General features: G+C 64.9%; 32 protein-coding genes, 2 tRNA genes and 1 pseudogene. 17 read left to right on the forward strand and 18 right to left on the reverse strand.

From position 1 onward, the window contains the following. Positions 1 to 11: 11 nt before the first annotated feature. The 4 genes from WOA58_RS00230 to WOA58_RS00245 all read right to left on the reverse strand — a co-directional run bounded on the left by WOA58_RS00230 (position 12) and on the right by WOA58_RS00245 (position 4,624). Positions 12 to 320 carry an MTH1187 family thiamine-binding protein gene (locus WOA58_RS00230; RefSeq protein WP_340602113.1) on the reverse strand — a complete coding sequence of 103 codons (309 nt, stop codon included), beginning with the start codon at positions 318 to 320 and terminating at the stop codon, positions 12 to 14. A 73-nt stretch (positions 321 to 393) separates the two neighbouring features. Continuing rightward, positions 394 to 1,962 carry a bacterio-opsin activator domain-containing protein gene (locus WOA58_RS00235; RefSeq protein WP_340602114.1) on the reverse strand — a complete coding sequence of 523 codons (1,569 nt, stop codon included), beginning with the start codon at positions 1,960 to 1,962 and terminating at the stop codon, positions 394 to 396. Next, positions 1,963 to 2,310, reverse strand: coding sequence for a P-loop NTPase family protein (locus WOA58_RS00240; protein ID WP_340602115.1), 348 nt, complete (start codon positions 2,308 to 2,310; stop codon positions 1,963 to 1,965). It abuts the gene before it with no gap. Between the two features lie 88 nt (positions 2,311 to 2,398). After that, the gene (locus WOA58_RS00245; protein WP_340602116.1) at positions 2,399 to 4,624 is read right to left on the reverse strand and encodes a CDC48 family AAA ATPase; all 2,226 of its coding nucleotides are present in this window, start codon (positions 4,622 to 4,624) and stop codon (positions 2,399 to 2,401) included. 173 nt (positions 4,625 to 4,797) lie between these two features. Between WOA58_RS00245 and larC the strand changes: the two genes are divergently transcribed. Continuing rightward, a complete protein-coding gene (gene larC, locus WOA58_RS00250; RefSeq protein ID WP_340602117.1) occupies positions 4,798 to 6,072 on the forward strand; it encodes a nickel pincer cofactor biosynthesis protein LarC in 1,275 nt (424 codons plus the stop codon). Positions 6,073 to 6,149: 77 nt separating this feature from the next. Then, positions 6,150 to 6,278 carry a hypothetical protein gene (locus WOA58_RS00255; RefSeq protein ID WP_340602118.1) on the forward strand — a complete coding sequence of 43 codons (129 nt, stop codon included), beginning with the start codon at positions 6,150 to 6,152 and terminating at the stop codon, positions 6,276 to 6,278. Positions 6,279 to 6,280: 2 nt separating this feature from the next. On the opposite strand, the gene WOA58_RS00260 is transcribed toward WOA58_RS00255, so the two are convergent. Beyond that, complete coding sequence (locus WOA58_RS00260; protein ID WP_340602119.1) at positions 6,281 to 7,006, reverse strand: hypothetical protein; 726 nt, start codon at positions 7,004 to 7,006, stop codon at positions 6,281 to 6,283. Between the two features lie 77 nt (positions 7,007 to 7,083). On the opposite strand from WOA58_RS00260, the gene radB reads away from it, so the two are divergent. The 7 genes from radB to WOA58_RS00295 all read left to right on the forward strand — a co-directional run bounded on the left by radB (position 7,084) and on the right by WOA58_RS00295 (position 11,574). Further along, complete coding sequence (gene radB, locus WOA58_RS00265) at positions 7,084 to 7,788, forward strand: DNA repair and recombination protein RadB (RefSeq protein WP_340602120.1); 705 nt, start codon at positions 7,084 to 7,086, stop codon at positions 7,786 to 7,788. Between the two features lie 50 nt (positions 7,789 to 7,838). Beyond that, on the forward strand, positions 7,839 to 8,234 hold the full coding sequence (locus WOA58_RS00270; protein WP_340602121.1) for an SHOCT domain-containing protein: 396 nt from the start codon (positions 7,839 to 7,841) through the stop codon (positions 8,232 to 8,234). Positions 8,235 to 8,583: 349 nt separating this feature from the next. Next, the gene (locus WOA58_RS00275) at positions 8,584 to 8,907 is read left to right on the forward strand and encodes a 30S ribosomal protein S24e (protein ID WP_340602122.1); all 324 of its coding nucleotides are present in this window, start codon (positions 8,584 to 8,586) and stop codon (positions 8,905 to 8,907) included. After that, on the forward strand, positions 8,907 to 9,041 hold the full coding sequence (locus WOA58_RS00280) for a 30S ribosomal protein S27ae (protein ID WP_340602123.1): 135 nt from the start codon (positions 8,907 to 8,909) through the stop codon (positions 9,039 to 9,041). The genes WOA58_RS00275 and WOA58_RS00280 overlap by 1 nt, the downstream gene beginning before the upstream one ends. A 20-nt stretch (positions 9,042 to 9,061) precedes the next feature. After that, on the forward strand, positions 9,062 to 10,675 hold the full coding sequence (locus WOA58_RS00285) for a bifunctional N(6)-L-threonylcarbamoyladenine synthase/serine/threonine protein kinase (protein WP_340602124.1): 1,614 nt from the start codon (positions 9,062 to 9,064) through the stop codon (positions 10,673 to 10,675). Between the two features lie 46 nt (positions 10,676 to 10,721). Next, the gene (locus tag WOA58_RS00290) at positions 10,722 to 11,000 is read left to right on the forward strand and encodes a DUF5808 domain-containing protein (protein WP_340602125.1); all 279 of its coding nucleotides are present in this window, start codon (positions 10,722 to 10,724) and stop codon (positions 10,998 to 11,000) included. A gap of 43 nt (positions 11,001 to 11,043) precedes the next feature. Continuing rightward, positions 11,044 to 11,574, forward strand: coding sequence for an XTP/dITP diphosphatase (locus WOA58_RS00295; RefSeq protein WP_340602126.1), 531 nt, complete (start codon positions 11,044 to 11,046; stop codon positions 11,572 to 11,574). Here WOA58_RS00295 and WOA58_RS00300 read toward each other — a convergent pair whose 3' ends face one another. The 6 genes from WOA58_RS00300 to WOA58_RS00325 form a co-directional block, all read right to left on the reverse strand. Next, complete coding sequence (locus WOA58_RS00300) at positions 11,575 to 11,766, reverse strand: hypothetical protein (protein ID WP_340602127.1); 192 nt, start codon at positions 11,764 to 11,766, stop codon at positions 11,575 to 11,577. A 41-nt stretch (positions 11,767 to 11,807) separates the two neighbouring features. Beyond that, the gene (locus WOA58_RS00305; RefSeq protein WP_340602128.1) at positions 11,808 to 12,278 is read right to left on the reverse strand and encodes a DUF7384 family protein; all 471 of its coding nucleotides are present in this window, start codon (positions 12,276 to 12,278) and stop codon (positions 11,808 to 11,810) included. 167 nt (positions 12,279 to 12,445) lie between these two features. Next, positions 12,446 to 13,120, reverse strand: a complete 675-nt coding sequence (locus tag WOA58_RS00310) for a potassium channel family protein (protein ID WP_340602129.1) — start codon at positions 13,118 to 13,120, stop codon at positions 12,446 to 12,448. A gap of 31 nt (positions 13,121 to 13,151) precedes the next feature. Beyond that, positions 13,152 to 14,201: a DNA-methyltransferase gene (locus WOA58_RS00315; protein WP_340602130.1), complete on the reverse strand. Its 1,050-nt coding sequence runs from the start codon at positions 14,199 to 14,201 to the stop codon at positions 13,152 to 13,154. Between the two features lie 50 nt (positions 14,202 to 14,251). After that, positions 14,252 to 15,559, reverse strand: a complete 1,308-nt coding sequence (locus tag WOA58_RS00320) for a M28 family metallopeptidase (RefSeq protein WP_340602131.1) — start codon at positions 15,557 to 15,559, stop codon at positions 14,252 to 14,254. A gap of 58 nt (positions 15,560 to 15,617) precedes the next feature. Beyond that, entirely contained in the window at positions 15,618 to 15,896 is a 279-nt protein-coding gene (locus tag WOA58_RS00325) for a hypothetical protein (RefSeq protein WP_340602132.1), read from the reverse strand. Between the two features lie 105 nt (positions 15,897 to 16,001). Between WOA58_RS00325 and WOA58_RS00330 the strand changes: the two genes are divergently transcribed. Then, on the forward strand, positions 16,002 to 16,355 hold the full coding sequence (locus WOA58_RS00330) for a 4a-hydroxytetrahydrobiopterin dehydratase (protein WP_340602133.1): 354 nt from the start codon (positions 16,002 to 16,004) through the stop codon (positions 16,353 to 16,355). 250 nt (positions 16,356 to 16,605) lie between these two features. Here WOA58_RS00330 and WOA58_RS00335 read toward each other — a convergent pair whose 3' ends face one another. The 4 genes and pseudogenes from WOA58_RS00335 to WOA58_RS00350 form a co-directional block, all read right to left on the reverse strand. Beyond that, positions 16,606 to 17,736 (reverse strand): hypothetical protein, encoded by a 1,131-nt coding sequence (locus WOA58_RS00335; RefSeq protein WP_340602134.1) that lies wholly within the window; start codon positions 17,734 to 17,736, stop codon positions 16,606 to 16,608. 275 nt (positions 17,737 to 18,011) lie between these two features. After that, positions 18,012 to 18,791, reverse strand: a pseudogene (locus tag WOA58_RS00340) (KAP family P-loop NTPase fold protein). Between the two features lie 342 nt (positions 18,792 to 19,133). Continuing rightward, a tRNA-Thr gene (locus tag WOA58_RS00345) sits at positions 19,134 to 19,205 on the reverse strand. Positions 19,206 to 19,272: 67 nt separating this feature from the next. Further along, the gene (locus WOA58_RS00350; RefSeq protein ID WP_340602135.1) at positions 19,273 to 19,914 is read right to left on the reverse strand and encodes a DUF7114 family protein; all 642 of its coding nucleotides are present in this window, start codon (positions 19,912 to 19,914) and stop codon (positions 19,273 to 19,275) included. 15 nt (positions 19,915 to 19,929) lie between these two features. On the opposite strand from WOA58_RS00350, the gene WOA58_RS00355 reads away from it, so the two are divergent. Both WOA58_RS00355 and WOA58_RS00360 read left to right on the forward strand, forming a co-directional pair. Beyond that, positions 19,930 to 20,193, forward strand: coding sequence for a Clp protease/crotonase-like domain-containing protein (locus tag WOA58_RS00355; RefSeq protein WP_340602136.1), 264 nt, complete (start codon positions 19,930 to 19,932; stop codon positions 20,191 to 20,193). A gap of 35 nt (positions 20,194 to 20,228) precedes the next feature. Next, the gene (locus WOA58_RS00360; protein ID WP_340602137.1) at positions 20,229 to 20,765 is read left to right on the forward strand and encodes a GNAT family N-acetyltransferase; all 537 of its coding nucleotides are present in this window, start codon (positions 20,229 to 20,231) and stop codon (positions 20,763 to 20,765) included. Positions 20,766 to 20,778: 13 nt separating this feature from the next. On the opposite strand, the gene WOA58_RS00365 is transcribed toward WOA58_RS00360, so the two are convergent. Next, positions 20,779 to 21,567 carry an NAD+ synthase gene (locus WOA58_RS00365; protein WP_340602138.1) on the reverse strand — a complete coding sequence of 263 codons (789 nt, stop codon included), beginning with the start codon at positions 21,565 to 21,567 and terminating at the stop codon, positions 20,779 to 20,781. Between the two features lie 231 nt (positions 21,568 to 21,798). Here WOA58_RS00365 and WOA58_RS00370 point away from each other — a divergent pair. After that, positions 21,799 to 21,869, forward strand: a tRNA-Gly gene (locus tag WOA58_RS00370). Positions 21,870 to 22,112: 243 nt separating this feature from the next. Next, entirely contained in the window at positions 22,113 to 22,424 is a 312-nt protein-coding gene (locus WOA58_RS00375) for a hypothetical protein (RefSeq protein WP_340602139.1), read from the forward strand. A gap of 217 nt (positions 22,425 to 22,641) precedes the next feature. Here WOA58_RS00375 and WOA58_RS00380 read toward each other — a convergent pair whose 3' ends face one another. Both WOA58_RS00380 and WOA58_RS00385 read right to left on the reverse strand, forming a co-directional pair. Continuing rightward, positions 22,642 to 23,271, reverse strand: a complete 630-nt coding sequence (locus tag WOA58_RS00380; protein WP_340602140.1) for a hypothetical protein — start codon at positions 23,269 to 23,271, stop codon at positions 22,642 to 22,644. A 70-nt stretch (positions 23,272 to 23,341) separates the two neighbouring features. Then, complete coding sequence (locus tag WOA58_RS00385) at positions 23,342 to 24,250, reverse strand: acyltransferase (RefSeq protein ID WP_340602141.1); 909 nt, start codon at positions 24,248 to 24,250, stop codon at positions 23,342 to 23,344. Between the two features lie 179 nt (positions 24,251 to 24,429). Here WOA58_RS00385 and WOA58_RS19040 point away from each other — a divergent pair, with 179 nt between their 5' ends. Genes WOA58_RS19040 through WOA58_RS00395 form a run of 3 tightly spaced genes read left to right on the forward strand, consistent with a single transcriptional unit; the run spans position 24,430 to position 25,644 of the window. Continuing rightward, positions 24,430 to 24,912 (forward strand): winged helix-turn-helix domain-containing protein, encoded by a 483-nt coding sequence (locus WOA58_RS19040; RefSeq protein WP_390220154.1) that lies wholly within the window; start codon positions 24,430 to 24,432, stop codon positions 24,910 to 24,912. After that, entirely contained in the window at positions 24,909 to 25,274 is a 366-nt protein-coding gene (locus tag WOA58_RS00390; protein WP_340602142.1) for a hypothetical protein, read from the forward strand. The genes WOA58_RS19040 and WOA58_RS00390 overlap by 4 nt, the downstream gene beginning before the upstream one ends. A gap of 37 nt (positions 25,275 to 25,311) precedes the next feature. Further along, entirely contained in the window at positions 25,312 to 25,644 is a 333-nt protein-coding gene (locus WOA58_RS00395) for a hypothetical protein (protein ID WP_340602143.1), read from the forward strand. The last annotated feature ends 37 nt before the right edge of the window (positions 25,645 to 25,681 follow it).

Consider the following 25,681-nt stretch of genomic DNA (forward strand, 5'->3'; position numbering starts at 1 on the left):
CGTGACGGTCGTCAGTCGCCCCGGGGCTCGCGGCCCAGCGCCTCCTCGACGTCCGCGACCTTCTGGTCGGCGCTCGCGTCGCTCGAGCGCTTGTCGTCGATCTTCAGCACGGTGCTCACCCGGTCGCCGTCGACCGCCTCGTGGGCCGCCTGCGCGGCGGCGAACAGCTCGTCGGTGGTCTCGGCCTCGATGACGGTGCCCATCGGGTTGGTCTCGTAGCTCACGTCGAACTCCTCGAGGGCCTCGACGGCCTTCGCGACCTCGTCGGCCATGCCCTCCTCGGTGACTGGCGCGACGCTCAGCAGCGCGATCACTGTCATGCCCGGTTCGAGACGATCCAGCCACCTAAAACCGGACGGTGATCACGAAAGCCCCGAGCCGGTGACGCTGGCCTCAGGCGTTCGTCTCGTGATCGAAGAACGCGTCGAGCAGCTTCCGTTCGGCCACCCGGAGGTGCTGGTGGAGCGTCGAGGGGGTGATCCCGAGCGATTCTGCGACCTCCTCGCCGGTGCTCTCGCGGGGCCAGCCGAAGAAGCCCGAGAGGTACGCCGCCCGCAGCACCTCGCGCTGGCGCTCGGTGAGGTTGGTCTCGAGGGCCGCGCGGAACGCCCGGCGGGTCGTCCCCGAACGCTCGACCTGGCGCTGTGCACGCAGCTCCCCGTCGGGATGGCCCGCGAGGATCCCCTCGACCACCGTCCTGACCGCGACCGAACGTGACAGCGTCACCACGACCCGACACTCGCCCCCGCTGATCTCCAGGGACTCGACGGTCGCGCCCTGGTCGGCGAACTCGGCGAGCAGCGAGTCCGCGACCCGCAGCTCGACCAGCGTCGCCCCGTCGTCGTCGCCGACGACCCTGAGCCCGCCGATCGCCGGGTCGTCGGCGAGCCGGTCGCGGACGGCCTCGTCGAACCCTTCGATCCCGTAGAACTCGAGCAGGTCGCCGTCGTTGTCGGCGACGGTCCCCTCGAAGGAGACGTCGTGGCCGTCGTTCGAGAGGGCGACCAGCGGCGCGGGCGTCCCGTCGAACCCGAACCGGAGCTCGGTGACGGTGTCGGCGAACAGCGCCCGCTTGCTCCGGGCGGCGTCGATCGCGTGGCCGATCGTCCCGCCGAGCTCCTCGAGCACCGCCCGCTCCCCGTCGCTGAACGCCCCCTCGCGGTCCGAGTAGACGCCCAGCACGCCGTAGACCGTCTCGCCGTACGTCAACGGGATCGCGGCGACCGCGCGGTACTCCCGTTCGAGGGCCGCCCCGCCCCACTCCCCGTCGGCCCGATCGGGACGGACGAACCGCGCCTCGCCGTCGGCGAGGGCCGCCCCGGTCGGCTCCGTCCCGTCGAGGCGGACCGGGGCGTCGAGATACCCCTCCTCGACGCCCGCGGCGGTCCGGGGCTCGATCGCCCCGCCCGTCACCGCGCGCTCGCCGATCCAGGCGAAACGATACGGCGGGGCCTCGGCGAGCTGCTCGCAGACCTCGCGCTCGATCCCCTCGCGGGTGACGGCGGTCACGAGCGCCCCGTTGACCGACCGGATGGCGGCGTTGATGTGGTTGAGCGTCCGCAGCTCGTCGTTCCTGTCCCGGAGATCGAGCGAGAGCTCGCGGGTCCGAAGCAGGCTCTCGATCCGGCCGTGGAGCTCCGTCTTCTTCACGGGGGCGGTGATCAGCTCGTCGACGCCCTCCTGGACGACGGCGTCGACCCGCGACCAGACCTCCGTGCTGATCTCCCCGAGCTGCTGTCGGGAGACGACGAGCAGGAACGGGAGGAAGACCGGCTCCACGGCGTCCTTCCGGCTCGCGAGCGCCGCCTCGTGGCGCTGGAGCGAGCACTGGTCCATGATACAGAGGTCCGGCGACCGGATGTCGTCGGGGATCGATCCGACGACCTCGTGTCCGTCCGACAGCCACTCGTCGAGCAGCCGCCGGTTCTCCTCGCGATCGATCAGCAGGAGGATCTCCGCCATCTACCCGGCCCCGATCGGAACGCCGGCCCGCCCCGGCCGTCGGGGCTCCGACGGGCGGCTCATCACCGCTCGACCCCCGCGTCCCTGCCGTCGGCGCACCTGCTTTCGGAACTGGTAGCCGTCGGGCGCGAGAGCTCGCAGCTGGGTCAGCGGGTCGACGAACGCCCGGTCGGGCATCAGCGTCTCGACGCGATCCGCGACCGCCGCCGTGAGCGACTCCTGTTCGACCTCGTCGGGGCTGAAGACGTCGTCCGAGAGGTCCCGTGAGAAGGACTCCGAGTCCGGACCGAGCTCGATCCCGTCGACGCCGGTAGAAACCCGCTCTCCGGTTGCCTCCTCGGTCTCCATACGGTTTCACCTCTTCCTACCTGTACATAACTTCTGTGGCATATATAATATACTGAAAAGAAGCGATACGAAGAACGAGCGGCCGGGGTTACTGGAAGCCGATCCGGCTGCCCTGGCGCCCGCGGTTGGGCTCGGTCGTTCCGCCGGCGAACTCGTCCTCGATCTGCTCGTAGTAGTCGAGGATGTCGTCGGTGATGGTCGGTCGGACCGAGTCCATCGCCTGGCGGAAGTGGCGCATCTCGACGATATCGGCCTCGTGGTCCTCCCGGAGGGCGGTCATCGCCGCCTCGCGGGCGATCGATTCGAGGTCGCTGCCGACGAAGCCGTCGGTGATCTCGGCGAGCTCGCGCAGGCTGACGTCGGCCGCAATCGGGATGTCGCCGGTGTGGATGCGGAGGATCTCCTCGCGGCCCTCCTCGCTAGGCTGGCCGACCATCACGAGCCGGTCGAACCGTCCCGAGCGAAGCAGCGCGGGGTCGATCATGTCCGGCCGGTTGGTCGCGGCGATCACCATCACGTTCTCCATCTCCTCGAGGCCGTCGAGCTCCGTCAGCAGCTGGTTGACGACCCGCTCGGAGACGTTCGAACCGACCTCGCCGCCCCGCGCGGGCGCGAGCGCGTCGAGCTCGTCGAAGAAGATCACTGTCGGACTGACCTGCCGGGCCTTCCGGAAGGTCTGACGGATCGCCTTCTCCGACTCGCCGACCCACTTCGAGAGCAGTTGGGGCCCGCGGATCGAGATGAAGTTGGCGTTGGTCTCGTTCGCCACCGCTTTGGCCATCAGCGTCTTGCCCGTCCCGGGCGGGCCGTAGAGCAGGACGCCCGCCGGCGGGTCGATCCCCAGCCGGGCGAACCGGCCGGGGTTGGTCAGCGGCCACTCGACGCTCTCCTTCACGTCGTCGGTGGCGTCCTCGAGCCCGCCGATGTCGTCCCACGAGACCTTCGGCAGCTCGACGAGCACCTCGCGCATGGCGCTGGGCTCGACCTCGCCGAGCGCCCCGCGGAAGTCCCCGCGCTTGACGATCATCCGGTCGATCAGCTCGGGGGGCACCTCCTCCTCGTCGAGGTTGATCTCGGGGAGGTAGCGCCGGAGCGCGCGCATCGCCGCCTCCTTGGTGAGGCTCTCGACGTCCGCGCCGACGAAGCCGTGGGTGTCGTCGGCGAGCTCCGAGAGGCTCACGTCGTCCGACAGCGGCATTCCTCTGGTATGGATCTGGAGGATCTCCTCGCGCCCGGTCTCGTCGGGCACGTCGATCGAGATCTCCCGGTCGAACCGGCCCGGGCGGCGCAGCGCAGGGTCGACCGAATCGACCCGGTTGGTCGCCGCGATGACGATGACCTGGCCCCGACTTTCGAGGCCGTCCATCATCGTCAGCAGCTGGGCGACGACGCGCCGTTCGACCTCGCCGGTGACGTCCTCGCGTTTGGGCGCGATCGAGTCGAGCTCGTCGATGAAGATGATCGCGGGCGACTCCTCGCTCGCGTCCTCGAAGATCTCCCTGAGTTGCTGTTCGCTCTCCCCGTAGTACTTCGAGATGATCTCCGGTCCCGCAATGGAGAAGAAGCTCGCGGAGGTCTCGTTCGCGACCGCCTTCGCCAGCAGGGTCTTCCCCGTGCCGGGCGGGCCGTGTAGCAGGACGCCCTGCGGGGGCTCGATCCCCAGCTTCTTGAAGATCTGGGGGTGTTTCATCGGCAGCTCGACCATCTCCCGGACGCGCTGGATCTCGTTCTGGAGGCCGCCGATGTCCTCGTAGGTGATGCCCGAACCGGCCTTCTCGAAGCCGCTGATGGGCTCCTCGCGCAGCTCGACGTCGGTGTCCTCGGTGATGAGACAGACCCCCTCGGGCTCGGTCTCGACGGCGATGAGGGGGATCGCCTGGCCGGGCGAGCGCATGAACGGGTGGTTCGTCGAGGACATGACGGGAACGATGTCGCGTTCGACGACGGGGCGCTTGAGGATCTGGCGTTTGACCATGCCCGCCGCGTCCGAGCCGAACTGGACCGACGCCTCCTCCGGGGGCGCGAGGACGAGCTTCTCGGCCTTCGTCGCCTCGGCCTTCCGGATGGTCACGCGTTCGCCGATGCCGACGTCGGCGTTCTGGCGGGTGAAGCCGTCGATGCGGACGGTGTCGGTGTTCCAGTCCTGGCGGTCGGCGCGCCAGACCTTCGCGGCGGTGGTGTCGCCGCCCTCGATCTCGATGATGTCTCCGGGGCTCAGCTTCAGGTGCAACAACGTGTCCGGGTCGAGGCGGGCGATGCCTCTCCCCGAGTCGTTCGGGTAGGCTTTCGCCACCTCGAGTTGTACTTCGTTCATGATGGGGCTGCGGGGATGGTTGTGTGTCCGATTGCAGCGCCGATAGGTCTTGTGTTACCCCTACCGGGCTACTGTGTCATTTCTTCGCATGGTATGCTACGTACGAGGGGATACAAAACCCTATTGCTTGGGAACATCGTGCGCTTTTTGCCCGCGAGCGCGAGGGATGGGGTATGAGGACGCTTGCGTTCGACGGCCGGCTCGGTGCGAGCGGCGACATGATCCTGGGGGCGCTTCTCGCCGCCGGCGCGGACCCCGACGCGCTCGTCCCGGCCGAGGACGCGCTCGACGTGCGTTACGAGGCCAGCGAGGTCGTGAAGCGGGGGATCCGGGCGACCAGCGTGGACGTGCTGCTCGCCGACGAACACGACCACCACGATCGCGACGGGAACGGTGAGGCGAGTCATGGTCACGACGAGGACCACGACGACCACACGCACGCCGAGGGCGCGGGGCCACACCGTTCCTATCGGGAGGTGTGCGAGCTCGTCGAGTCGATGGGACTCCCGGGAGCGGTCGAGGAGCGCGCCGTCGAGGCCTTTACCGTTCTCGGCGAGGCCGAGGCGAGCGTCCACGGCGAGGAGCTCGACTCCATCCACTTCCACGAGGTCGGCGCCGACGACGCCATCGCCGACGTCGTGGGCGCCGCGCTGTTGCTCGCCGATCTCGACCCCGACCGGGTGGTCACGACGCCGCTCTCGGCCGGCGGCGGCACGGTGGAGATGAGCCACGGCACCTACCCCGTTCCCGGGCCAGCGACCGTCGAGATCGCCGAGCGCGCCGACTGGTCGATCCGGGGCGGGCCCGTCGAGGCCGAGCTGCTCACCCCGACGGGGGCGGCGATCCTCGCGGTCGTCGCCGACGGGGTCGAGACGCTTCCCGGCCTGCGGGTGACGAGCTCGGGGTACGGCGCGGGCGACCGCGACCTCGCGGACCGCCCGAACGTGCTCCGGGCGATCCTGGGGGAGGAAGCGGGGCTCACGCGCGAGGAGATCGTCGTTCTCGAGACCAACGTCGACGACGTCGCCCCGGAGGTGCTGGGCGGGCTCCAGACCACCCTCGCGGAGGTCGGTGCTCGCGACGTGACGGTGCTGCCGGCGACGATGAAGAAGTCCCGGCCGGGCCACCTCGTGAAGGTGATCTGTCGGCCCGAGGACGCCGAACGGGTGGCCCGCCGGCTGGCCGAGGAGACGGGCACCCTGGGGGTCCGTTCGGTCCCCGGGACCCACCGCTGGGTCGCGAGCCGGGAGATCGAGAGCGTGACCCTCGAACTCGATGACGGGACTCACGAGATCGACGTGAAGGTCGCGAGCGACGAGTCGGGCGCGGTCTACGACGTCAGCGCCGAGTACGACGACGCGGCGGCCGCCGCGGGCGAGGCCGGGCTGGCGATCCGGGAGGTAGCATCGCTCGCGGAGTCGGCGTGGCGGGACGCGAACGGCGGCTAGTACCCGTATAAACACATGGTACAGTCATATTCATATCAGGAGAACGGTTATACGGACCGGGAAGTTCGATACGGGCAATGACGGCGACGCACGAACCATCGGCGGCGATCGAGGGGACGGCCACCGAGCGCGGCATCTGCTCGGCCTGTGGCGGCGTGGCGATCAACGTTCAGGGGCTGCTCGACTGTCCGGACTGCGGGGTCTGAGCTCACTCCTCGCGGTGTTCCTCCAGCGCCTCCTCGACGGTGAGCTCGCCGCGGGCGACCCGTTTCGCCAGCCCCGCGTCGATCTCCCGGTTCTCCGGCGAACGCTCGCGTGAGCGGCGCTTTATTACGGTGAGCTCGCCCTCGGTGGGCTCGATCTCGCGGCTCTCGACCGCCTCGCCCTCCATCCGGGCGATGTTGACCGCCGCGAGCACGTCGCCCATGCCGCGGGTGCCGGTACCGAGAGAGGGGGTCGTACCGGTCTCGTCGACGAGCTCGACCCGGGCGTCCTCGAGGGCGTTGATCATCGTCGCGCCCTTGAGGCGTGCCCCGTCGCCGATCCGCACGACGGGATCGACGCCCCCTGCCACCTCCTCGCGGACGACGTCGGCGGCCTCCGCGAGCGGCACCTGGAACGCCGCGACGACGGTCTCGCCCGACAGGATCGCGATCCCCGGCCGGTCGCCCGGATCGACGCCGACGACCGTCCGGCCGTCGCCCGCCCGCAGCGTCGAGAGGGCTGTCTCGACGGCCTCACGGGGGTTCTCGGGATCGGCCCGGACGTACTCGACGCCCGTCGGCGGGTCGTCCTCGGGCCCGGTGATGACGGTCTCGGTACCCTCGGGCAGCTCATCGTCGGGCTCGACCGTCGTGAACGCGACCCCGCGCTCGCGGAGCTCGCCCACGACGCCGTGATAGACCTCGAAGTCCCCCGTGGCGACGACGATCACGCCGGGGGTTCGCGGCCGGCTCGCTAAACGCTTTCGCGGACCGGGGCGTTTTTGGCCCCATCGTCCGACTCCCCGGCGTGAACGACGCCATCCCCGTCGGCTGCCCCCCGATCGACGAGCTGCTCGGCGGCGGTCTCGAGCGCGGGGCCGTCACCCAGCTCTACGGCCCCCCCGCCGCCGGCAAGACGAACCTCGCGCTGTGTGCGGCCGTCGAGTGCGCCGCGGCCGGCGAGCGCGTCGCCTACATCGACACCGAGGGGCTCTCGCCCGACCGCTTCGAGCAGCTGCTTCGTGCGAACGCCGGCGACGAGGAGATCGAGAGCCTCTCCTCGCGGATCGTGATCAGCGAGGCCCACACGTTCGACGAACAGGAGGAAGCGGTGCGGGACGTCGAGGAGCTCGCGAGCGGGGTCTCGCTGATCGTCCTCGACAGCGCCACCGGCTTCTACAGGCTCCAGCGCACCGAGGACGAGCGCGAGGGTGACGCCCTGCGGGCGGTCGCCCGCCAGATCACCCACCTGCTCGCGCTCGCCCGGAAACACGATCTGGCCGTCGCGATCACCAACCAGGTCTTCTCGGACCCCGACGCGGACATGACCCGCGCGCTGGGGGGCAACACGCTCGAACACTGGACCGGAACGGTGCTGCGAATCGACCGGTTCCGGGGAGGCAAGCGACGCGCGACGCTGGAGAAACACCGCGCGAAGCCCGCCGGCGAGAGCGTCCAGTTCCGGATCACCGACGACGGGCTGGAGGAGATCGACGAGATGGTCGGGGACTGATCGGTCGTCCAGGGGCGAACGTTTTTGTGGACCGTTCGACCAGTTCGACCATGGACGAGGCCCGACTGCGCGCCCTCAGCTTCGGCGGTGCCGTCGCCGCCACGCTCGTCCTCGGCGTCGCGTTCGCGGCTCTGGCCGCCGCCTTCGGGACCGGGAGCGCGGCCATGGCCCTCTTCGTGGTCCTGTTCGTCGTCGCGATAGCCTACGAGAGCATCTACCACCAGCTCGAGGAAGCCCTCGGTCGCGACGCGGACCCCGACTCCGTCGCCGAGGACGCCCTCGAGACGCTCCGGCTGCGATACGCCCGCGACGAGATCACGGAGGCGGAGTTCGAACGGAAGCTCGAAACGCTGCTCGAAACTGAGACGACCGCGGATGCCGAGCGCTACGTCGGGGCGGCTTCGGAGCCGGACGAGGACCACGAGTTCGAGCGTGAGCGCTGGTGAGGAGAAGCGAACCGCGAGCGAGCGTTCCGCGGCGAAGTGTCGGCCAGATAGATGGTGCGGACCGCGAGCAGCGAAGCTGCGAGCGGTAGCGCGGAGCGACTGTAAGGAGCGATGCGCGCTTTTGGTGGCTCGCAGGACGCCTCGCGTCCTGCGGCACGCGCGGGACCTACGGTCCCGCAAGACAGCTTTTGCCGAGTGAGCGGTCCGAAGGACCGCGAACGTGGTTCGAGATGGCAAAGCCATCTCGTCATTACGAGAGATGCTCCGCATCTCTCGAACGACAGCGCAAAAGGTGCGTCCCGAAATCCTTTTACGCGCTTCAGCGGGAAGTATGAGGTAACTGAGTATCATGGACATCGAAATCGTTTCGGAGGAGGAGAACCCGATGTTGCACCGCACCGACGTGACCTTCGATATCACCCACGACGAGGCCACCCCCGAGCGCCTCTCCGTGCGCGACAGCCTCGCGGCGAAGCTCAACAAGGACGCCGAGGAGGTCGTCATCCGCGAGATGAACACCAAGTTCGGGATGCGCACGACCGTCGGCTACGCGAAGGTCTACGAGAGCCCCGACTTCGCGCGCGACGTCGAGCAGGAGCACATGCTCGAGCGCAACAAGATCACCGCCGGCGACGCCGAGGGCGAGGGCGCCGACGAGGGTGAGGGGGCATAATGGCCCGACACGAGCTCTACGGCGAGGACGGCTCGACCGAGCGCGAGCAGTGTCCCCGCTGTGGCGACGCGTTCCTCGGCGACTACGGCGACCGCATGCACTGCGGGCGCTGTAGCTACACCGAGTGGCAGTAACGCCGCGGTAGAACCACGAAATGCGCGTTCTCGGAATCGAAGGCACCGCCTGGGCAGCCAGCGCCGCGTATTTCGACTCCGAAACCGACGAGGTGTTCATCGAGTCCGACCCCTATCAGCCCGCAAGCGGCGGCATCCACCCCCGCGAGGCCGCCGAACACATGGCCGGGGCGATCCCCGAGGTGATCGAGCGGGCGCTCGTGGAGGCCGAGTCGGTCGACGCGGTCGCGTTCTCCCGTGGACCCGGGTTGGGTCCCTGCCTGCGGATCGTCGCCAGCGCCGCCCGCGCGCTGGCCCAGAGCCTCGACGTGCCGCTGGTGGGGGTGAACCACATGGTCGCCCATCTCGAGATCGGGCGCCACCGGTCGGGGTTCGCGAACCCGGTCTGTCTGAACGCGAGCGGTGCGAACGCCCACGTGCTTGGCTATCACGACGGCCGGTATCAGGTGCTCGGCGAGACGATGGACACCGGGGTCGGTAACGCCCTCGATAAGTTCGCCCGGCACCTCGACTGGTCGCATCCGGGCGGGCCGAAGGTCGAGGAGGCGGCTCGCGAGGGCGAGTACGTCGAACTGCCGTACGTCGTCAAGGGGATGGACTTCTCCTTTTCGGGGATCATGAGCGCCGCGAAGGCCGCCGTCGAAGCTCCTTCGACTGGCAACCGGGACTCGAAGAGTTCCGGTGACGCCGTCGACTCGGGCGAGCGCGTTGAGGACGTCTGTTTCTCGCTGCAGGAGACCGTCTTCGCGATGCTCACCGAAGTGGCCGAGCGCGCCCTCTCGCTGACCGGAAGCGACGAGCTCGTTCTGGGTGGCGGGGTCGGCCAGAACGCCCGGCTGCGCGGGATGCTCGAAACGATGTGCGAGGCCCGCGGGGCGTCCTTTTTCGCCCCCGAGCCCCGCTTCCTGCGGGACAACGCGGGCATGATCGCGGTGCTGGGCGCGAAGATGGCCGCCGCGGGCGACACCCTCGCGATCGAGGACTCGCGCGTGGACTCGAACTTCCGGCCCGACCAGGTCGACGTGACCTGGCGCGGCGAGGAGTCGGTCTCCCGGCCCGCGGGCGACGGCGAGGTGGTCGGCGCGGAGGCCGTCGTCGAGATCGGCGACGTCGTTCGAAAGCGCCGGCTCGCGAAGGAGTATCGCCACCCCGCGCTCGACGAGCGGCTGCGCCGCGAGCGCACCGCGAGCGAGGCGCGCCTGACGAGCCTCGCGCGCCGCGAGGGGGTTCCGACGCCGGTCGTCCGGGACGTCGATCCCCGGGAGGGGACCCTCACTCTCGAACGGGTAGGGCGGGCGGATCTGAGCGCGGAGCTCACCCCCGAGCGGGTCCGCGAGCTCGGGCGCCACCTCGCGACCCTCCACCGGGCGGGGTTCGTCCACGGCGACCCGACGCCGCGCAACGCCCGCCTTTCAGAGGATCGGCTCTACTGCATCGACTTCGGGCTCGGCTATCACACCGACGAGGCCGAGGACCACGCGATGGACCTCCACGTCTTCGAGCGCTCGCTCGCGGGCACCGCGGCCGACTTCGAGGCCTGCCGGGAGGCCGTCGAGGCCGGCTACCGCGAGGACGGCGAGCCGGCGGTCCTCGAGCGCCTCCGGGAGATCGAGGGGCGGGGCCGCTATCGGTAGCGGCGCGGCCTGAGGCTTTATAAGATAGGCGACCGTTTGTCGAGACATGGCTGAGAAACCGGATTCCGGAACGCTGTTCGGACTGCCGTACAACTTCGAGCGACCGAGCGTCGGCCGACTGCTGGCGGCGTACTGGCAGCCCGGCAAGGGAATGCTCGTCGAGAAGCCCTTCGGCGTCGGTTACACGCTGAACCTCGCGAGCTGGCGCTCGTGGATCGTCCTCCTGGTCGCCGCAGCCCTGCTCATGAACGAGCGAAGCGGCACCGAGGAGGTCGAGGAGGCCGACGAGGAGGAAGAACCCGTCGAAGTCGTCGTCGACGACTGAGCCCGATCGACGCCGATTTCCGTTCTCGCCGCCCCGTTTCGGTATGTTGCGCTTCGTGACGAGCAACCCCGGCAAGGCCCGCGAGGCCCGCGAGTATCTCCCCAGCGAGGTCGAACGGGTCGACTACGACTACCCCGAGATCCAATCGGAGAGCCTCGCGGAGGTCGCCGCGGCGGGCGCGCGCGACGCCTACCGCGAGCTCGGCGAGCCGGTGTTCGTCGACGACGCCGGCCTGTTCATCGACGCCTTCGACGGCTTCCCGGGGCCCTACTCCTCGTACGTCGAGGGGAAGCTCGGGATCGAGCGCGTCCAGGCGCTCGCCGAGCGCGAGGAGAGCCAGCGGGCGCGCTTCCGGGCGGTCGTCGCGTACGCCGATAGCGAGGGGATCGAAACGTTCGAGGGCGCCGTCCGGGGCCGGATCGTCCCCGCCCGCGGCTCGGGTGGCTTCGGCTACGACCCGATCTTCGAACACCGCGGGAGCACGTTCGCGGAGATGGACACCGAGGAGAAGAACGCCGTCTCCCACCGGGGGCGGGCGCTCGCGAAGTTCGGCGACTGGCTCGCCGAGCGCTGATCACTCCAGCGTCAGCGCGAACGCGGCGATCAGCGCGCCGCCCATGGCGATGGGCGGGCCGGCGTAACTCCCGATCCCGATGCCGATCAGCCCGACGATCGCGACGGCCACGAGCACGCCCAACAGCCCGACCGCCGTCGGTCCGACCAGCACCGGCGTCCGATCTCTCCGTTCTACTAGGTTTACTTTCATACTAATTCTGTTATTAAACAGGTATGATATATGTTTTGTGGCTACCTGCGGGGGTCTCGGTCGGGGCCGGGATACTCTCCCCCCTCGACGACCGGGTAGAGGCGCTCGGGGTCGAAGACCGCGAGGAAGGCGTCGGGGGTGCGAACGCTCGTCGCGACGTGCGGGCGGAGCGTCGCGCCGGTGTGAGCGCTCGCGAGCCCCTCGTCGAACGAGAGGAGCTGTGCGGCGTCCCCGCGGTGGGCGGCCGCGAGCGCGGGGTGGTCGCCCGGCTCCTGGTCGACGACGGTCGCGAGCTCCTCGGTCCGCGCGCGCCAGGCCAGCGCGACGTCCTCGTCGGCGAACTCGGCGATGACCGCCTCGGCGTCCGCGAGCAACCGTGGGGTGCAGACCAGCGTGAGCCAGGAGTGGCCCCGGAGGACGTCCATCGCCTCGCGGGCCGAGCCGCCCGAGAGGAGGTCCGCGGCGAGCACGTCCGCGTCCGCGACGACGCGGGTCGGGTCAGGCTCGCTCATCGCGGAGGGCCGCTAGGCATCGCTCGACCTGGTCCCGTTCGACGGGCTCTACTCGCTCGAACAGCTCGTGCCAGCTGATATGTGTCGTGCGATCGTCTGACATAATCTTAAGCCCCGATGGGTCGATCGACTGGGAGGGCGCGGGCTCTCCCCGTTCCACCCACACGTCACGCGCCCGCCCGCTCCTCCGCGCCGAGGAGCGCCGCCCTGACTCCCTCGACGCTCTCCTGCTCGACGATGACGGCGACCCGGTCGCCGGACTCGACCGTGGTCCGCGGCAGCGGGATCGTCATCGCCTCGCTCCCCGAGCCGTGGGCGTAGATCCGCGCCCCCTCGGGGAGCTCGATCTCGCTCACGCGCTTTCCGAGCGCCTCCGATCCCTCGCGGACGGTGATCGTGATGAGCTGGAGCCGTTCGGTGAGGTCGGCGACGAGGTTGAAATCGCCGCCCAGCAGCGCCGTCTTCGCCCCGGCCGCGCCCAGGCGCTCGGGATAGACGATCTCGTCGACGTCGCCCGCGTACTTCTGGTAGATCTCCTCGCGATAGTCGTTATCGATACGCATGACCGTCCGACAGTCGTAGTGTTTGCCGACCATGCACGCCGCGAAGTTGACGTTCAGGTCGCCGGTCAGCCCCGCGAGCGCGTCGGCGTTCCCGACGCCGGCCTCCTCGAGGACGCCCTCGTCGCCGCCGTCGCCCTCGACGACGGTAAATCCCGACTCCCGGGCGCGCTCGGCCTTGTTGTGGTCGGTGTCGACGACGGAAACCTCGTGGCCTTCCTCGTCGAGGATGCGCGCAGTCCGGATCCCGACGCGCCCGTACCCAACGATAACGAACTTCATGCCTCCCCTACGATCAGGCCCTAGAAAAACGTTAGCCCCCGGCGGAGCTCTCGTCGGGCTCGAACGGCCGGTAGTCGATCCGGTAGTCGGAGCCCTCGCGCTCGACGCCCTCGACGGCGTACAGTCGGATGTCGCGCTCCTGTTTCGTGCGCACGGGGAAGTCGTAGTGGGTCGCCTCGTAGCCCAGTTCGTCGGCGCCGACCCGCTCGACGAACGCCTCGTGGTCCGCGAGGCGCGTCCCGAGCACCTCCCGGGAGAACCGGGGCAGGTCCCCGAGTCGCTCGGGAAAGCGCTCGATCAGGTCGCCGTTGAGCTCGTAACCCACCGAGTCCCGGCCGGCGACCATCGCCGCGAGCGTCGTCGTGCCCGTCCCCCAGAAGGGGTCACAGACCGTGTCGCCGTAGACCGAGAACATGTTGATCAGCCGGTAGGGAAGCTCGAAGGGGAAGGCCCCCGAGCGCTCGCGGACCTCGCTGTCGAGGCGCTGGTCGACGCCCTGAATCTGGGTCCAGAGGTCCGAGAACCAGCGATTTCGCTCCTCCCAGAAGTACGCGCTCTCGTAGCGCGCCTCCGAGCGCGGTTCGAAGCTCCGGGGCCCGCCCTTGCGAAAGATCAGGACGTGTTCGTGTTCGAGCGTCGGGTAGGCGTTCGTGGGGACCATCCCCGAGCCCATGAACTTCGCGGCGCTGTTGGTCGGCTTGCGCCAGAGGATCCCCGGCAGCGAGACGAACCCCCGGTCGCGAAACGCCTCGGTGACCCGGACGTGGTTCGGGTAGGTCTGGAAGGTGTTCGTGACCGTCCGGGTGGCGTCGCCGACGTTGATGCAGGCGATCCCGCCCTCACGGAGGACGCGCTCGAGCTCGTCCCACACCTCGTCGAGCACGCCGTGCATCAGCTCGAACGCGCGGTCGTCCTCGCCCGCCTCGAGCGCCTCGCCGACCTCGCTCTCGAGGCGCTCGAACGCTCCGTCCCACATCTCGATCATCGGGTACGGCGGCGAGGTGACGACGAGATCGACGGAGCCGTCGGCCAGCTCGAGCCCGCGCGCGTCGCCGACGTGGAGGGCGTGGTCGGTCCGCATACACCCCCGTTCGCCGCCAGCGGGTTATATGCTACTATCGATCCGCTGAATCAATACGGCCAGCGGCCGCCGCGTTTCAGCTCCTGTTCGTAGCCCGACGTGAGCCCGTCGCGGATCTCCTCTCGCGAGCGACGGGTGAAGGTGCGGTCGGCGCTCGCGGCCTCCTGCACGGCGGCCGCGACCTGGATCGCGATCGCCCGCAGGTCGCGGACGTCGAGCTTGTCGAGGGTGTCGGCGTGGGTGTGGCCCCAGCCCCGCCCGCTGCCCTCCGAGACCGAGCCGGCGATCACGCCGGGAACGCCCTCCTGGACGAACGCCCACTGGTCGCCGTGGGGGCTGATCGTGTCGCTGGCCTCGACCGGCGCGTCGAACTCCTCGCCCACCTCCTCGAAGAGATCATGGAGCTCCGTCGAGCCGTTCGTCCCTACCCTGAGATTCCTCGAAGTGCCCGCGCCGTCGACGTTGATGACGCATTTCACCCGGTCGAGGTCGTTCGTCTCGGCCCAGTGGTACGCCCCGTAGAGGCCGATCTCCTCGCTGCCGAACGTGATCAGGCGCACGCCGGTCTCGAGGTCGACCCGGTTCAGGAGCCGCCCGACCTCCGCGACGACCGCACAGCCCGCGCCGTTGTCGTTCGCCCCTTCGGCGATGTCGTGGGCATCGACGTGCGCGGTGAGCAGCACCTCCTCGTCGGTGTCGGGGCCGATCGTCGCCTCGACGTTTCGCGACTCCGTCGGCTCGTTTCGCGCCGCCACGTCGAGCGCTCCCTCAGGTTCGTCGAGACGGCGCAGGCGCGCGCCGAGCTCCTTCGAGATCCCAACCGCGGGGATCGGCCCCGGACGGTTGTGGTAGCCGATCTCGCCCGTCGCGGGCAGACAGCCCTCGACGTGGTTGCGGAAGACGAACGCCTCGGCGCCCGCGTCGGCGGCCGCCGCGTACTTCTCCATGCGGTGGAGCCACCTGTCCGAGCCGGGCGGCGAGTCGCTCGCGGCCATCGCGATCGCGCCCTCGACGTCCGTCGCCTGGAACTCGTCGAGCGAGCCGTGGCCCACGTCGACGATCGGAGCCTCGACGCGCCCCGTGGGGGTTCCGGGGAGCCCGATGACCTCGTGGTCGCCGTCGTAGACCCGGTCGGCCGTGAGCGAGGCCTCGCCGCGCCACCAGCCCGGGACCTCGAACTCCTCGATCTGCACGTCCGCGAGGCTAGCCTCCTCGAAGGCCGACGCGACCGCCCGCGCGCCCTCCGCCTCGCCCGCCTGGCCCGCCATGCGGTTGCCCACGGCGACGAGCTCCTCGAGCAGCTCCCAGCCGAAGTCGCTCGTGTAGGCGTCGCCGACCAGTTCGTCGGGCAGTCTCATTACCGATCCATACGGGGGCGGCGAGAAGAAACTGCGGGTCGGGGCAGGCCCCCGGCGCTCAGTCGTCGTCCCCGTCCTCGGGCGGGTCCTCGGCCTCGTCGGTGACGGCGTCGTCGGTTCCCTCCTCGGACTCGTCGGTGAGGTCCTCATCGGTGCCGTCGTCGTCGATCTCGTCGTCGCGGTCGGTGGTGTCGGGGTCGTCGCCCTCGGCCTCGTCGTGGTCCTCGGGGTCGTCGATCCCCTCTTCCTCGGGCTCCTCTTCCTCGTCGTCGCTGCAGCCGGCCAGCGCGATGGCGGCCGAACCCGCCAGCGCGCCGACGAAGGTCCGTCGGTTCACACCCTCTCTGGGCGACAGCCGACGTTAGTTTTTGGGGTTGCAGCCCGGGAACGCAACCCGCGCCGGGAACGAAGATACAAGCCCTGGGAGGGGGTAGGGGAGGACATGGTACAGCAGCTCGCGGACCTGGAGTGCGAGGCGTGTCGTTCCGAGGACGACCCGCTCTTCGAGGACGAGTACGCGGAGTACTTCGAGGAACTCGATAGCGAGGTCTGGGAGGTGATCGACGAGCACCACCTGGAGGGGACCTACGAGTTCGAGGACTTCCGGGACGCCCTGGAGTTCACCTACGAGGTCGGCGAGCTCGCAGAAGAGGAGTGGCACCACCCGGACCTGCATCTCCAGTGGGGGGAGGTAGTGGTCGAGATGTGGACCCACAAGATCGATGGCCTGCACAAGAGCGACTTCGTGATGGCCGCGCGGATGGACCGGATCCACGACGACTACGCGCCGGAGTAGGATGGACCGGCAGTTCGTCTGTCAATTGTGTGGCGAGCGTTTCGAGAAGCGGGATTCGTTAGTGACGCATGGGTTGGAGGAGCATCAGGACGTGGGGGAATCGCGGTAGGTTCGCTACTGTTCGATCCTATCGTATGGGGGAGAGGAAATCGTCGAGGTCGTAGAAGGTCATTATCTAGATAATGATTATCGTGATAATGACTTAGTGGCTCTGAGTCTAAGACAGAAATATTATTGTATGGTATGTATTTTAACTTTCTTCACTTCCCGAATCGAGTATCCGTTCTGAAGTACGCCATGTAGATGGGTCATCAGTAGCCGCTCCTGCTTCATAAAGTTCGAACCCTTTCTCGTATATTCGGATTAGATCTGCCTCATCTTTTTCAAGATCTTCCTTGTCTATACTACTAACCCATTCTTTGAGATCTGACAAGTCTATTATTTTCAGTACGTATTCTATATCAACAAATGATTGCGTTCCAGATTCATACGCTGAAGCATACCTTGATTGTGAGATAAATGAATTGAGGACAACTAGCAAAGAATCGGTATCCGTTGATACATCGCTAACCCATTCTTTCGCTTGATTAGATGTAGACCACTCCTCCCATTTCAAAAGCACCCTGTCTAAATTGGGTACACTCTCCAATTGGTTCTCGTCAGCTGCTTGCTCAATTTTTGAAACTACTACGTTTTTCAGACTATCAATCTGAGACTGGGTTAGCATTCGCTGTGTTTTCTCAAGGGGCTCTGGATCGCCACCACCAACTCCGTGCTCTCTGAGTGTGGACTCTATGTAGAATACGGGCAAATATACACTGTCGCCCTCTGAAATAGCTTCATCTAGTAAACCACCTCGTACATCTCGAACCATTGACTCTAGTATGTCATCTATAAATTCGAGAATAACCCAATTGCTGCCTCTATCTAAGGCACTGTATGAGGGGTCTGCTCGTATGAGATCGTCGCCTACAATGAATAGACTATAAAAGAAGGGCTTGACGTTCTCAATATCATTGAGACTGGTCTGATCAAGAAGTTGGTTTGCTTTCGTCCTACCGTGCTCTCCGCCCTGTTCGACTAAATCTTCGAATGCTGAGGCGTAGTCCTCCTTATTGTCGTGTGAATGAAATGAATCAAACTCATCAATACGGAGTTTGTCATCAGGGACAACTTGACGGAGATAGTGATCTATGACTTCTGGATCACATATTCTACGTCGTTTATTATATGTTTGATTGTTCTCCCGTATCTGAAGGTTGGAAAAGCTCCTGCTCCTTGCTCTTGGAAATAAATATGATACAATCGTTTTCGCGTTTTCTATGCTTTCCTCATCTTTCTCATCACTCGGAAGTGTCTGAAACAGTTCTTCATAATCCACAGTTCTCGAAGACAAACGGTTCTGAGATTTCTTACCAACGAATTTTTCTGGATTGTCTCGGATAAGTAGATAGGCATCTCTGTGAAATAGCCGTAAGGTTTCTAGACAAACTAGATCTACGAAGTTGATATCCCTAGAGTAAGCCATTGATGCAGAATCAACAGCGTTAGACAACCTTACTGCATCTCGTGGCGTATTAAGTGCCGGTGAGATCCCTTTTCCGAATATTCGTTGCCAATGATCCACATTAAAAATTGGATCTTCACGTTCAAGTGTTATATTGAGTCGTCTAGTAAAGAAACCTTAATTGAGTTATTCTTGGGAACTGGAATTGTTTTGGGTAGTTGGATAATCTTATCTAGGTATTCTTCTCCATTGCTGACTCCTCTTTCTCCTTCCAATGCGGTAGACACAATTTCGTAATCAAAGGCGAGAACATAGGTAGTATTTGAGAAATCGGCAACACTATTGATAAGTCGAAACATTTGTTTAATCTCATTCTGGGTGAGGCGGTCCATATCGTCAATAAATATGTATATCCTTTGATCTAAGTCTTCAAGATCTTCTGAAATAGATCGTTTGACTTCTTCCATATTTGGATCATCTACTTCCAAAGCCTACGAAAGAATCTCTAAGAATGGGCCAGCAGGTACACCTGTAGTTGGAGTAAATGGGATATTTGAAGCGGCAGAAGCATATTTCGAAAGTTTGTTGCGTATTTCGCTTAATCCGTCTCTTCCATCCAAGCCAGCACCGATCTGTGAGAAGAACTTGTTAATCAAGTCGGCTTGACCAGAAAACCACCATGGATTGAACCAAATAATCATGGGGTCTTCTTCAATCTTATTCAGATAATATTCTATGAAATTGAGTACCGAGCTTTTCCCAGATCCCCAGGGTCCATACAGACCAACTACTACTGATTCTGGCGGCGACCTATCATGAACAGTCTCTGCTAGGCTCTGAGCGTAGCTGCTGTATCCTAGGGTGTCGAACTGTGGATCAGTTAAAGCAGAATCTGATAACAGATCTTGTTGATTAGTGTCTCTGGTCATAATCTCCCATCTACGACAATTACGTTAAACGTGACGGTAGGAAATGAATACCGATCAGTAATATACCTGATTACCATCATAAACTAAATTTCTATATAGGTGTGAACAGATTTGAATACACTCTAATAATCTATTCGATCCATTATCACTATTTTGTGCTGTTTGAGCGGATTTCCTTGTCTCGTAACCGGCTTTTCGTGCCCGGCTGCTAGGGACTTCACCGCGAGTGACCGAAGGAAACGAGCGGTAGCAGAAGCCGACCATCGGGAGGCTTCTGCGCTTTTGGTGCAGCTTTTGCCGAGCGACTGAGCGAAGCGAAGGAGCGCAGCGCAAAAGGTGCGAAGCCTAGGCCGGGATTTGAACCCGGGGTCTCGTCCTTACCAAGGACGCGCTTTACCGCTAAGCTACCCAGGCAGGCATCGCTTCCTTTCCGCGGAGCGACTTTAAGGGTTTCCATCCCGACCGGCCTCCCCTCGCACGGTTAGGGATCGGTCGGGGGCGGGACTTGCTCGTCGGCGTCGGGCCACAACGCCGTCCCGCGAAACAGGCTCCCGGCGTCGGCGAGCGGCTCGCCGACCTCCCGGGCGATCCCCGCGAGGGCGGCCTCGGCCTCGCTCGGCACCGCCGGCTCGACGGCGCTCGCGCCCGCGACGCCCGCCAGTTCGAAGACGTCGCGTTCGAGGTTGGCGTCGAGCGCCTCGCGATCCGCGTCGGGCTCCCGTCGGTGGGTCTGGTCCCGGCCAAAGGCGCGGATGGTCTCGACGGCCTTCGCGGCGGCGTCGGTCATCGCGAGCAGGTAGAAGCCCCGCGAGACGAGGATGTCCGCGGCCAGCACGTCGAGGTTCGCGTCGGTGTGGTCCGCCGAGTCGGCCCAGGGCTCCTCGTGGGCGAGCCGGCGGGTCAGGCGCAGGCCCTCGTAGATGAGCTGGACGCCCGCGGCGCGCTCCTCCAGGCTCCCGGGGTCGACCGCCGGGTCGGCGCTCCGGGCGACCAGAGGGACCAGCGCCCCGGGGGCCATCGAGCCCGCCGCGAGCACCGCGTTGATCCGGTCGGCCAGCCGCGGTGGTTCGATGTCGGCGAGGGCCTCGCGCGCGCCCCGGCGTGCCAACTCGGCCTGTTCCATTTGACGTCGGTAAGGATGGAAGGGGCAAAGACCTTTGGAAACCGCCACGGTCCCGTGATCAGCACCGAGTCCGCGGACGGGATCCGCCGCGTCACGATCGACCGTCCCGAACGGCGCAACGCCCTCACGCCCGCGGGTCTCGACGAGCTCACCTGGACGGTTCGGGATGATCGTGACCGCGAAACGCAGGAACGACGTGAGGCACGAGCCTCCGGTGGCCTCGTGCCGACGATATCGACGTGCTGTACGAGTAGCAATAGGCCCTTCACCACTCCCTAGGCATCTTTTTCAGCAGCCCGGAGAAACGAGTCGGCATGCCTGATACGGTGTTCCTCTCGGGTGATCACGTCGATCTCCGGCCGATCGAGGAGGACGACCTCGAGTTCCTCCAGCGCCAGATCAATGATCCGCGTGTATGGCGGGCGATCGGCCGCCAGCAGCCGGTCAACGCCGCCCAGGAGCGCGAGTTCTTCGAGAACGTCGTCTGTGGCGACGAGACGGTGAACCTCATGGTCGTCGCCGATGGGACGCCCGTGGGGACGATCGGGCTGAACTCGTTCGACTGGCCGTCCCGGTACGCCGAACTCGGCTACTGGATCGCGCCCGAGCACCACCGGAAGGGGTACGGAGGCGAGGCGGCTCGACGAGTCGTCGGCTACGGCTTCGACCAGTTGGGCCTCCATCGTATCGCCGCGCGCGTCTTCGCGTTCAACGAGGCCTCGAGAGGACTCCTCGAGTCGATCGGCTTCACGCAGGAGGGCGTCCACCGCGACGGCGAGTTCGTCGACGGCGAGTGGCACGACGTCCACTGGTACGGCTACCTCGAGGACGAGTGGCGTTCGCGGAGCTGATCGACCGGCGTCGTTAGCGCTCGGGTGCCGGGGGTACCGCGCGCTTGTGTGCGCTTCGCTCGTAGAGCGCCCGGACGTCCTCCACGACGCTCTCCTCACAGCCGACGGCCTCGCTCGTGGCCGAAACCGACAGCGGCCCGTCGATATGCAGCGCGAGAACCCCGTCGAGGGTGTCGTAGTCGATCCCGAGCTCGCCCTCGTCGGTCTGGTCCTCCCAGAGCTCGGCGGTGGGGGTCTTCTCGGCGAGGTCCTCGGGCACGCCGACGTGGTGGGCGAGCTGGCGGACCTGCTGTTTGTAGAGGTTGCCGATGGGGTGGCAGTCGACCGCGCCGTCGCCGTACTTCGTGAAGTAGCCCACCGCGGCCTCCGCGCGGTTGCCCGTCCCCAGCACGACCCGGTTCTCGTGGTTCGCGAGCAGGTAGTTGAGCACCGCACGGGTCCGCGCGCGTGCGTTGCCGACCGCGACGTGGTCGCCCTCGACCTCGGGCACCGTCGAGACGAACGTCTCGACGATGGGGTCGATCTCGATGACGTCGTAGGTGATGCCGAGCTCCTGGGCGACCCGCTCGGCGTCGCTCATGTTCTCCTCGCTGCTCACCTTCCCGGGGAGGACGAGCCCGCGGAGGTTCTCCGCACCGAGGGCGTCGACGGCCAGATACGCGGTGAGCGTGCTGTCGATCCCGCCCGAGAGCCCCAGTATCGCGCCGTCGGCGCCGGCCTCGGCGACGGTGTCGGTGACGAACCCGGTGATCCGGTCGTGGACGGTGTCGAGCTCCTCCTCGGAGAACCGCAGGTCGATCATGGGGAGGGGTAGTGACTACAGCGCCTAATACCCACCTACCGGGACCCGAAACCGGACGGATGTCCACCGACTCGAAGCGCTACGTTCAAGTGACGCGGTCGGCTATTCGGGGGTAAGCGCCGGTGTCCGATGGCAGTCATACGGACAACGGACGCGAACGAACTGAGCGCCGGTGGTGAGCGATTCCGAAGGAATCGCGATCCTCGGCGCGTGAGGAGCAAAGCGACGAACGCGCCGGTGGTCTAGTGGTAGGACATGAGCTTCCCAAGCTCATAGCCCGGGTTCAACTCCCGGCCGGCGCATGTTTCTACGAGCACTCACGCGAGCAGACATATCGTTATACGGGCGTTGAGCAGGGAGTGTAGCGAGCGCCAGCGAGCGAAACGACCGAGTTCGTCTCCCGGCCGGCGCACTTCTCTGAATCACTCTCCGCGAGCGACCGTGATAGTATGTCGCGAGCGCTGCCGCGCGAGGTGACGCCGTTACGGCGTCGTGACACCAACAACTATAATCGCCCTCCGATACGTTCGCGGTGGGTGTGTCCAATGACCGCACCAGACTCGCTCGACGACGTGAAGGAACTGCTCGAGGCCGGCTGGGAGATCCGGTGGGACGGACGCACCGGCAGCGACTACCCGCCGAACTACCGGCTGGTCGAGTTCGAGAAGGACGACAGCACCGACTACACCCCAGTCAAGCAGCTCCACCTGCTCGCGAAGGACTACGAGGAGGTCGAGGAGCTGCGCGAGGACGGCGGGGGATCCGAGGAAGGTGACGACGACAGCGACGACGATGACGATGCCGACGGCGAGGAGGACGAAAGCGGGGAAGACGAGGAGTCGGACGGGGATGAATAACGCTCCCCTCGCCATCGATCGGCGTGCGCACCGATCACGTCCGTAGAACCGGATCGGCAACGATCACCGCACCCGTCGTTCCGCCGAAACGTCGTATTCGACCGCTGACGGCCCGAACGGCCCACCGGCCGATTCCGGGCACGCCACGGGTCCCCAGGAGAACGATTCTGACAAAAACGCCGAGTCTCTCGCTCCAGAACGGCGGGTTCGAAGCCGTCTACTCCTCGTCCTCGCCGGCGGCGTCCTCCTCTTCCTCGTCGGTCTGGAGGCTTCCCTCGTTGAGCTCGTCCTCGTCGTCGTTGACCATCTGGACGTCGTCGGCGGGATGGCCCTCGGAGCCGCCCTCCTTGGTGTTCTCGGGGACCGCGTCGCCCTCCGTCGGGCCGGTGATCTCGGCCTCCTCGCCGGCGCCCTGGGCCTCGTCCTCGGGCGTCTCGCCGGTCTCCGGGTCGCCGAAGTCACGCGGTGATTCGGTGTTCTCCTCGGCGATCACGCCGGGCTCCTCCTTCTCGGGGCCGTCCCCGCTCCCGGTATCGTCGTCATCGTCGTCGCTCGTCCACGGCTCGCTGACCTCGACGTCGCCCTCGGAGGCCTGTCGCTGGGCGCGCCCGATGGCGATCCAGCCCGCGCCGACGGCGATCTGGCGCAGTGCCTTCCCCTTGCTCGAACGGAGCGCCGCAAGCCCCTTCAGGACCGTGAACCCGCCGGCGAGCAGCGAGAGGGTGCCCATTCGGCCGTGTTTGACGACGATCGGCCGGAGCGTCTCGATCACCGAGCGTACGCCCGCCGGCAGTTGATCCTCGCTATCCGTCGAAACCGCGAGCGGCACGTACTGTTGTGGTCGCATCGGTTCGGGCTACTCCGCCCAGCCGCTTAAAAGTACGACCGGCACGCGCGCTCGTGAAACACGTTCCGGCCTACCGTGTCCCGTCCTCGGGCTCGAGCGTCCGCCCGAACTCGTCGAACGGCTCCAGGTCCGGCGGCAGCTCGGAGGGGATCTCGCGTTCGTCCTGGCGGTTCACCAGTCGCCCCTCGACCGGCTCGGCGCGGTCCTCGAACCCCGGCTTGACCCGCACGCTCTTCGCGGGGGTTCCGACGACGACGTGGTGGGCGGGCACGTCGCCCTGGACGATCGCGCGCGCCCCGACGATGCTGTTCTCGCCCACCACGCAGCCCGCCCGGACCATCGCGTCGTAGGTGACGCGGGCGTCGTCCTCGACGCGCGTCTCGAAGTTCGTCACCTGCGTCTGGTCGACGATGTCGTGGTCGTGGCTGTAGAGGTGGGCGCCGTCGGAGATCGATACCCTGTTTCCGATCTCCAACCGGCCGCGGTCGTCGAGGTGGACGTCGTCGTGGACCACCGTGTTGTCGCCGACGGTGATGTTGTGGCCGTACGTAAAGGAGATCCCCTTGAAGAACCGACAGCCCTCGCCACACTCCTCGAAGAGGTGGTCGGCGAGCATCCGCCGGAACCGGATCGCGAACTCGACGTTGTCGGCCATCGGCGTGGCGTCGAACTGCCGCCAGAGCCACTGGAGGTGTTTCGACCGCCTGAACTTCGCCTCGTCCTTCTCGGCGTAGTACTCGCTTTCGAGGGTGGAGTTACAGGGGTCGTAGCCCTGGAGCCTGACCCGCTCGGCCGGCGAAACGTCCCCGCCCGCTTGCCAGCGCTCGTAGGCCTCCCGGTCCCCGTAGAGGTCCACGAGGGTGTCGCGAACGACCTCGCAGGTGTCCTCCTCGCCGGCGAGCCGGTCGTCGACCTCCGTGATGAACGCCTCGACCCCTTCCTCGGCCTCCGCGGGGAGCGAGACGTGGCGTTTCGTCATGGCCCCCGTTCGGCGGGCGCGTTCAAATGGGGTTCGGTTGTGCGTCACGGCCATTCAATCATTCTAGAGACAGAATCAGCGTATACACTGTCATCCTTACAAATCAAAATAGCTAAGTATATGCTAAATACTTTTCGAATAATAGAGCAACACAATAAAATTAAATCTTAACTGGTTCGATGAATCGGTTTTACATTCTCAAATCTCTCAGGAATCAGCCAGCACGACCCTGTGAGCTTGTTTCTCAATATTCGATATCACGACCGACTGTCCAAAGAATTCTTGCCGACCTTTCTAAGCTATACTGGATCCGAAAAGAGCAGAACCGATACCGAATCACATCCGCTGGTGAACAGATTCTAGATAGTTACGAGGAATTATATAAAACAATAAAGATCACGAGTAGGTGGGATACATTCTTGGCTCAACTCGGGAACTGTGGCTCCAATCTCCCGTTGAGCACATTAACCACTGCTACGATAACAATGAAAGCGAGTTACTACAACGACGATTTCCGGCTTTCATTCGAACGTACCTATGTGGATCACGAACTGTTCGTTCGAGGTCGTAGCGATGGAACGTACCGATGGGAAGGCAGTGCAGACTACTCCGGAAGCCAAGCCCGGCGTTTATTGGGAACGGAGTTCGGCCCAACTACATGACCCAAACCGACGGCGTTGAGTTAAGTGGATTCGAACGGTCTATAGTGCTTATTTTTTGTGTTTTAACAGGGATTGCAGTATGTACATATATTGGTGGTTTGATCAGAGATACTGCAATCGGAAATGTGATTGCTCCAGCGGTCGACCTTTTTTTCATTCTGTTTGTATATCTACCACTCGTTACCGTTGGCCTCGTCGGCACGGAACTACTCGGCATTGATCCACCGAACAGTGAGCCGCTTGGTACTGCACTTGCAACGGTTCTTCTTTTGATAATCTATTACGTTATAGCAGTGTTTTTGGTTAACAGCTACCGTATCTCTGTCGCGTTCTACATCGGTCTATCTAATCAGGAACATTAACATATATGGAAAGTAATATATTACTGAGGAACTGCTCATGCTGAAAGATCACCAAGATAAATTCGGACGACGGAACGTACTTATCGGAATCGGTGCAGCTATCGGCGGGATGCTCGCGATTTCAAGTAATGCACGCGGAGGAAGCGATGATCCGACGATCATTCACGCTTCGACCGAGGAGTATGACGGACTCGATAGCGCCTCGGTCGAAATTCACGAAGATCACATCGTTCATAAGGCCAGTGGGACTGCCACAGCTAACGAGGAAGGAAATGAAACACCCGCAGTTGACGAGAAGACTCGCGGGTATCATATCAGTCTCACTGATGACGACGAGGTGATGATTCGAGAAACAGATCCTACAGAATAGCGTTCTACTGCAACTGTATAATAGTCAGCGAAGGTCC

The sequence above is a fragment of the Halalkalicoccus tibetensis genome (assembly GCF_037996645.1).
Classification (GTDB): domain Archaea; phylum Halobacteriota; class Halobacteria; order Halobacteriales; family Halalkalicoccaceae; genus Halalkalicoccus; species Halalkalicoccus tibetensis.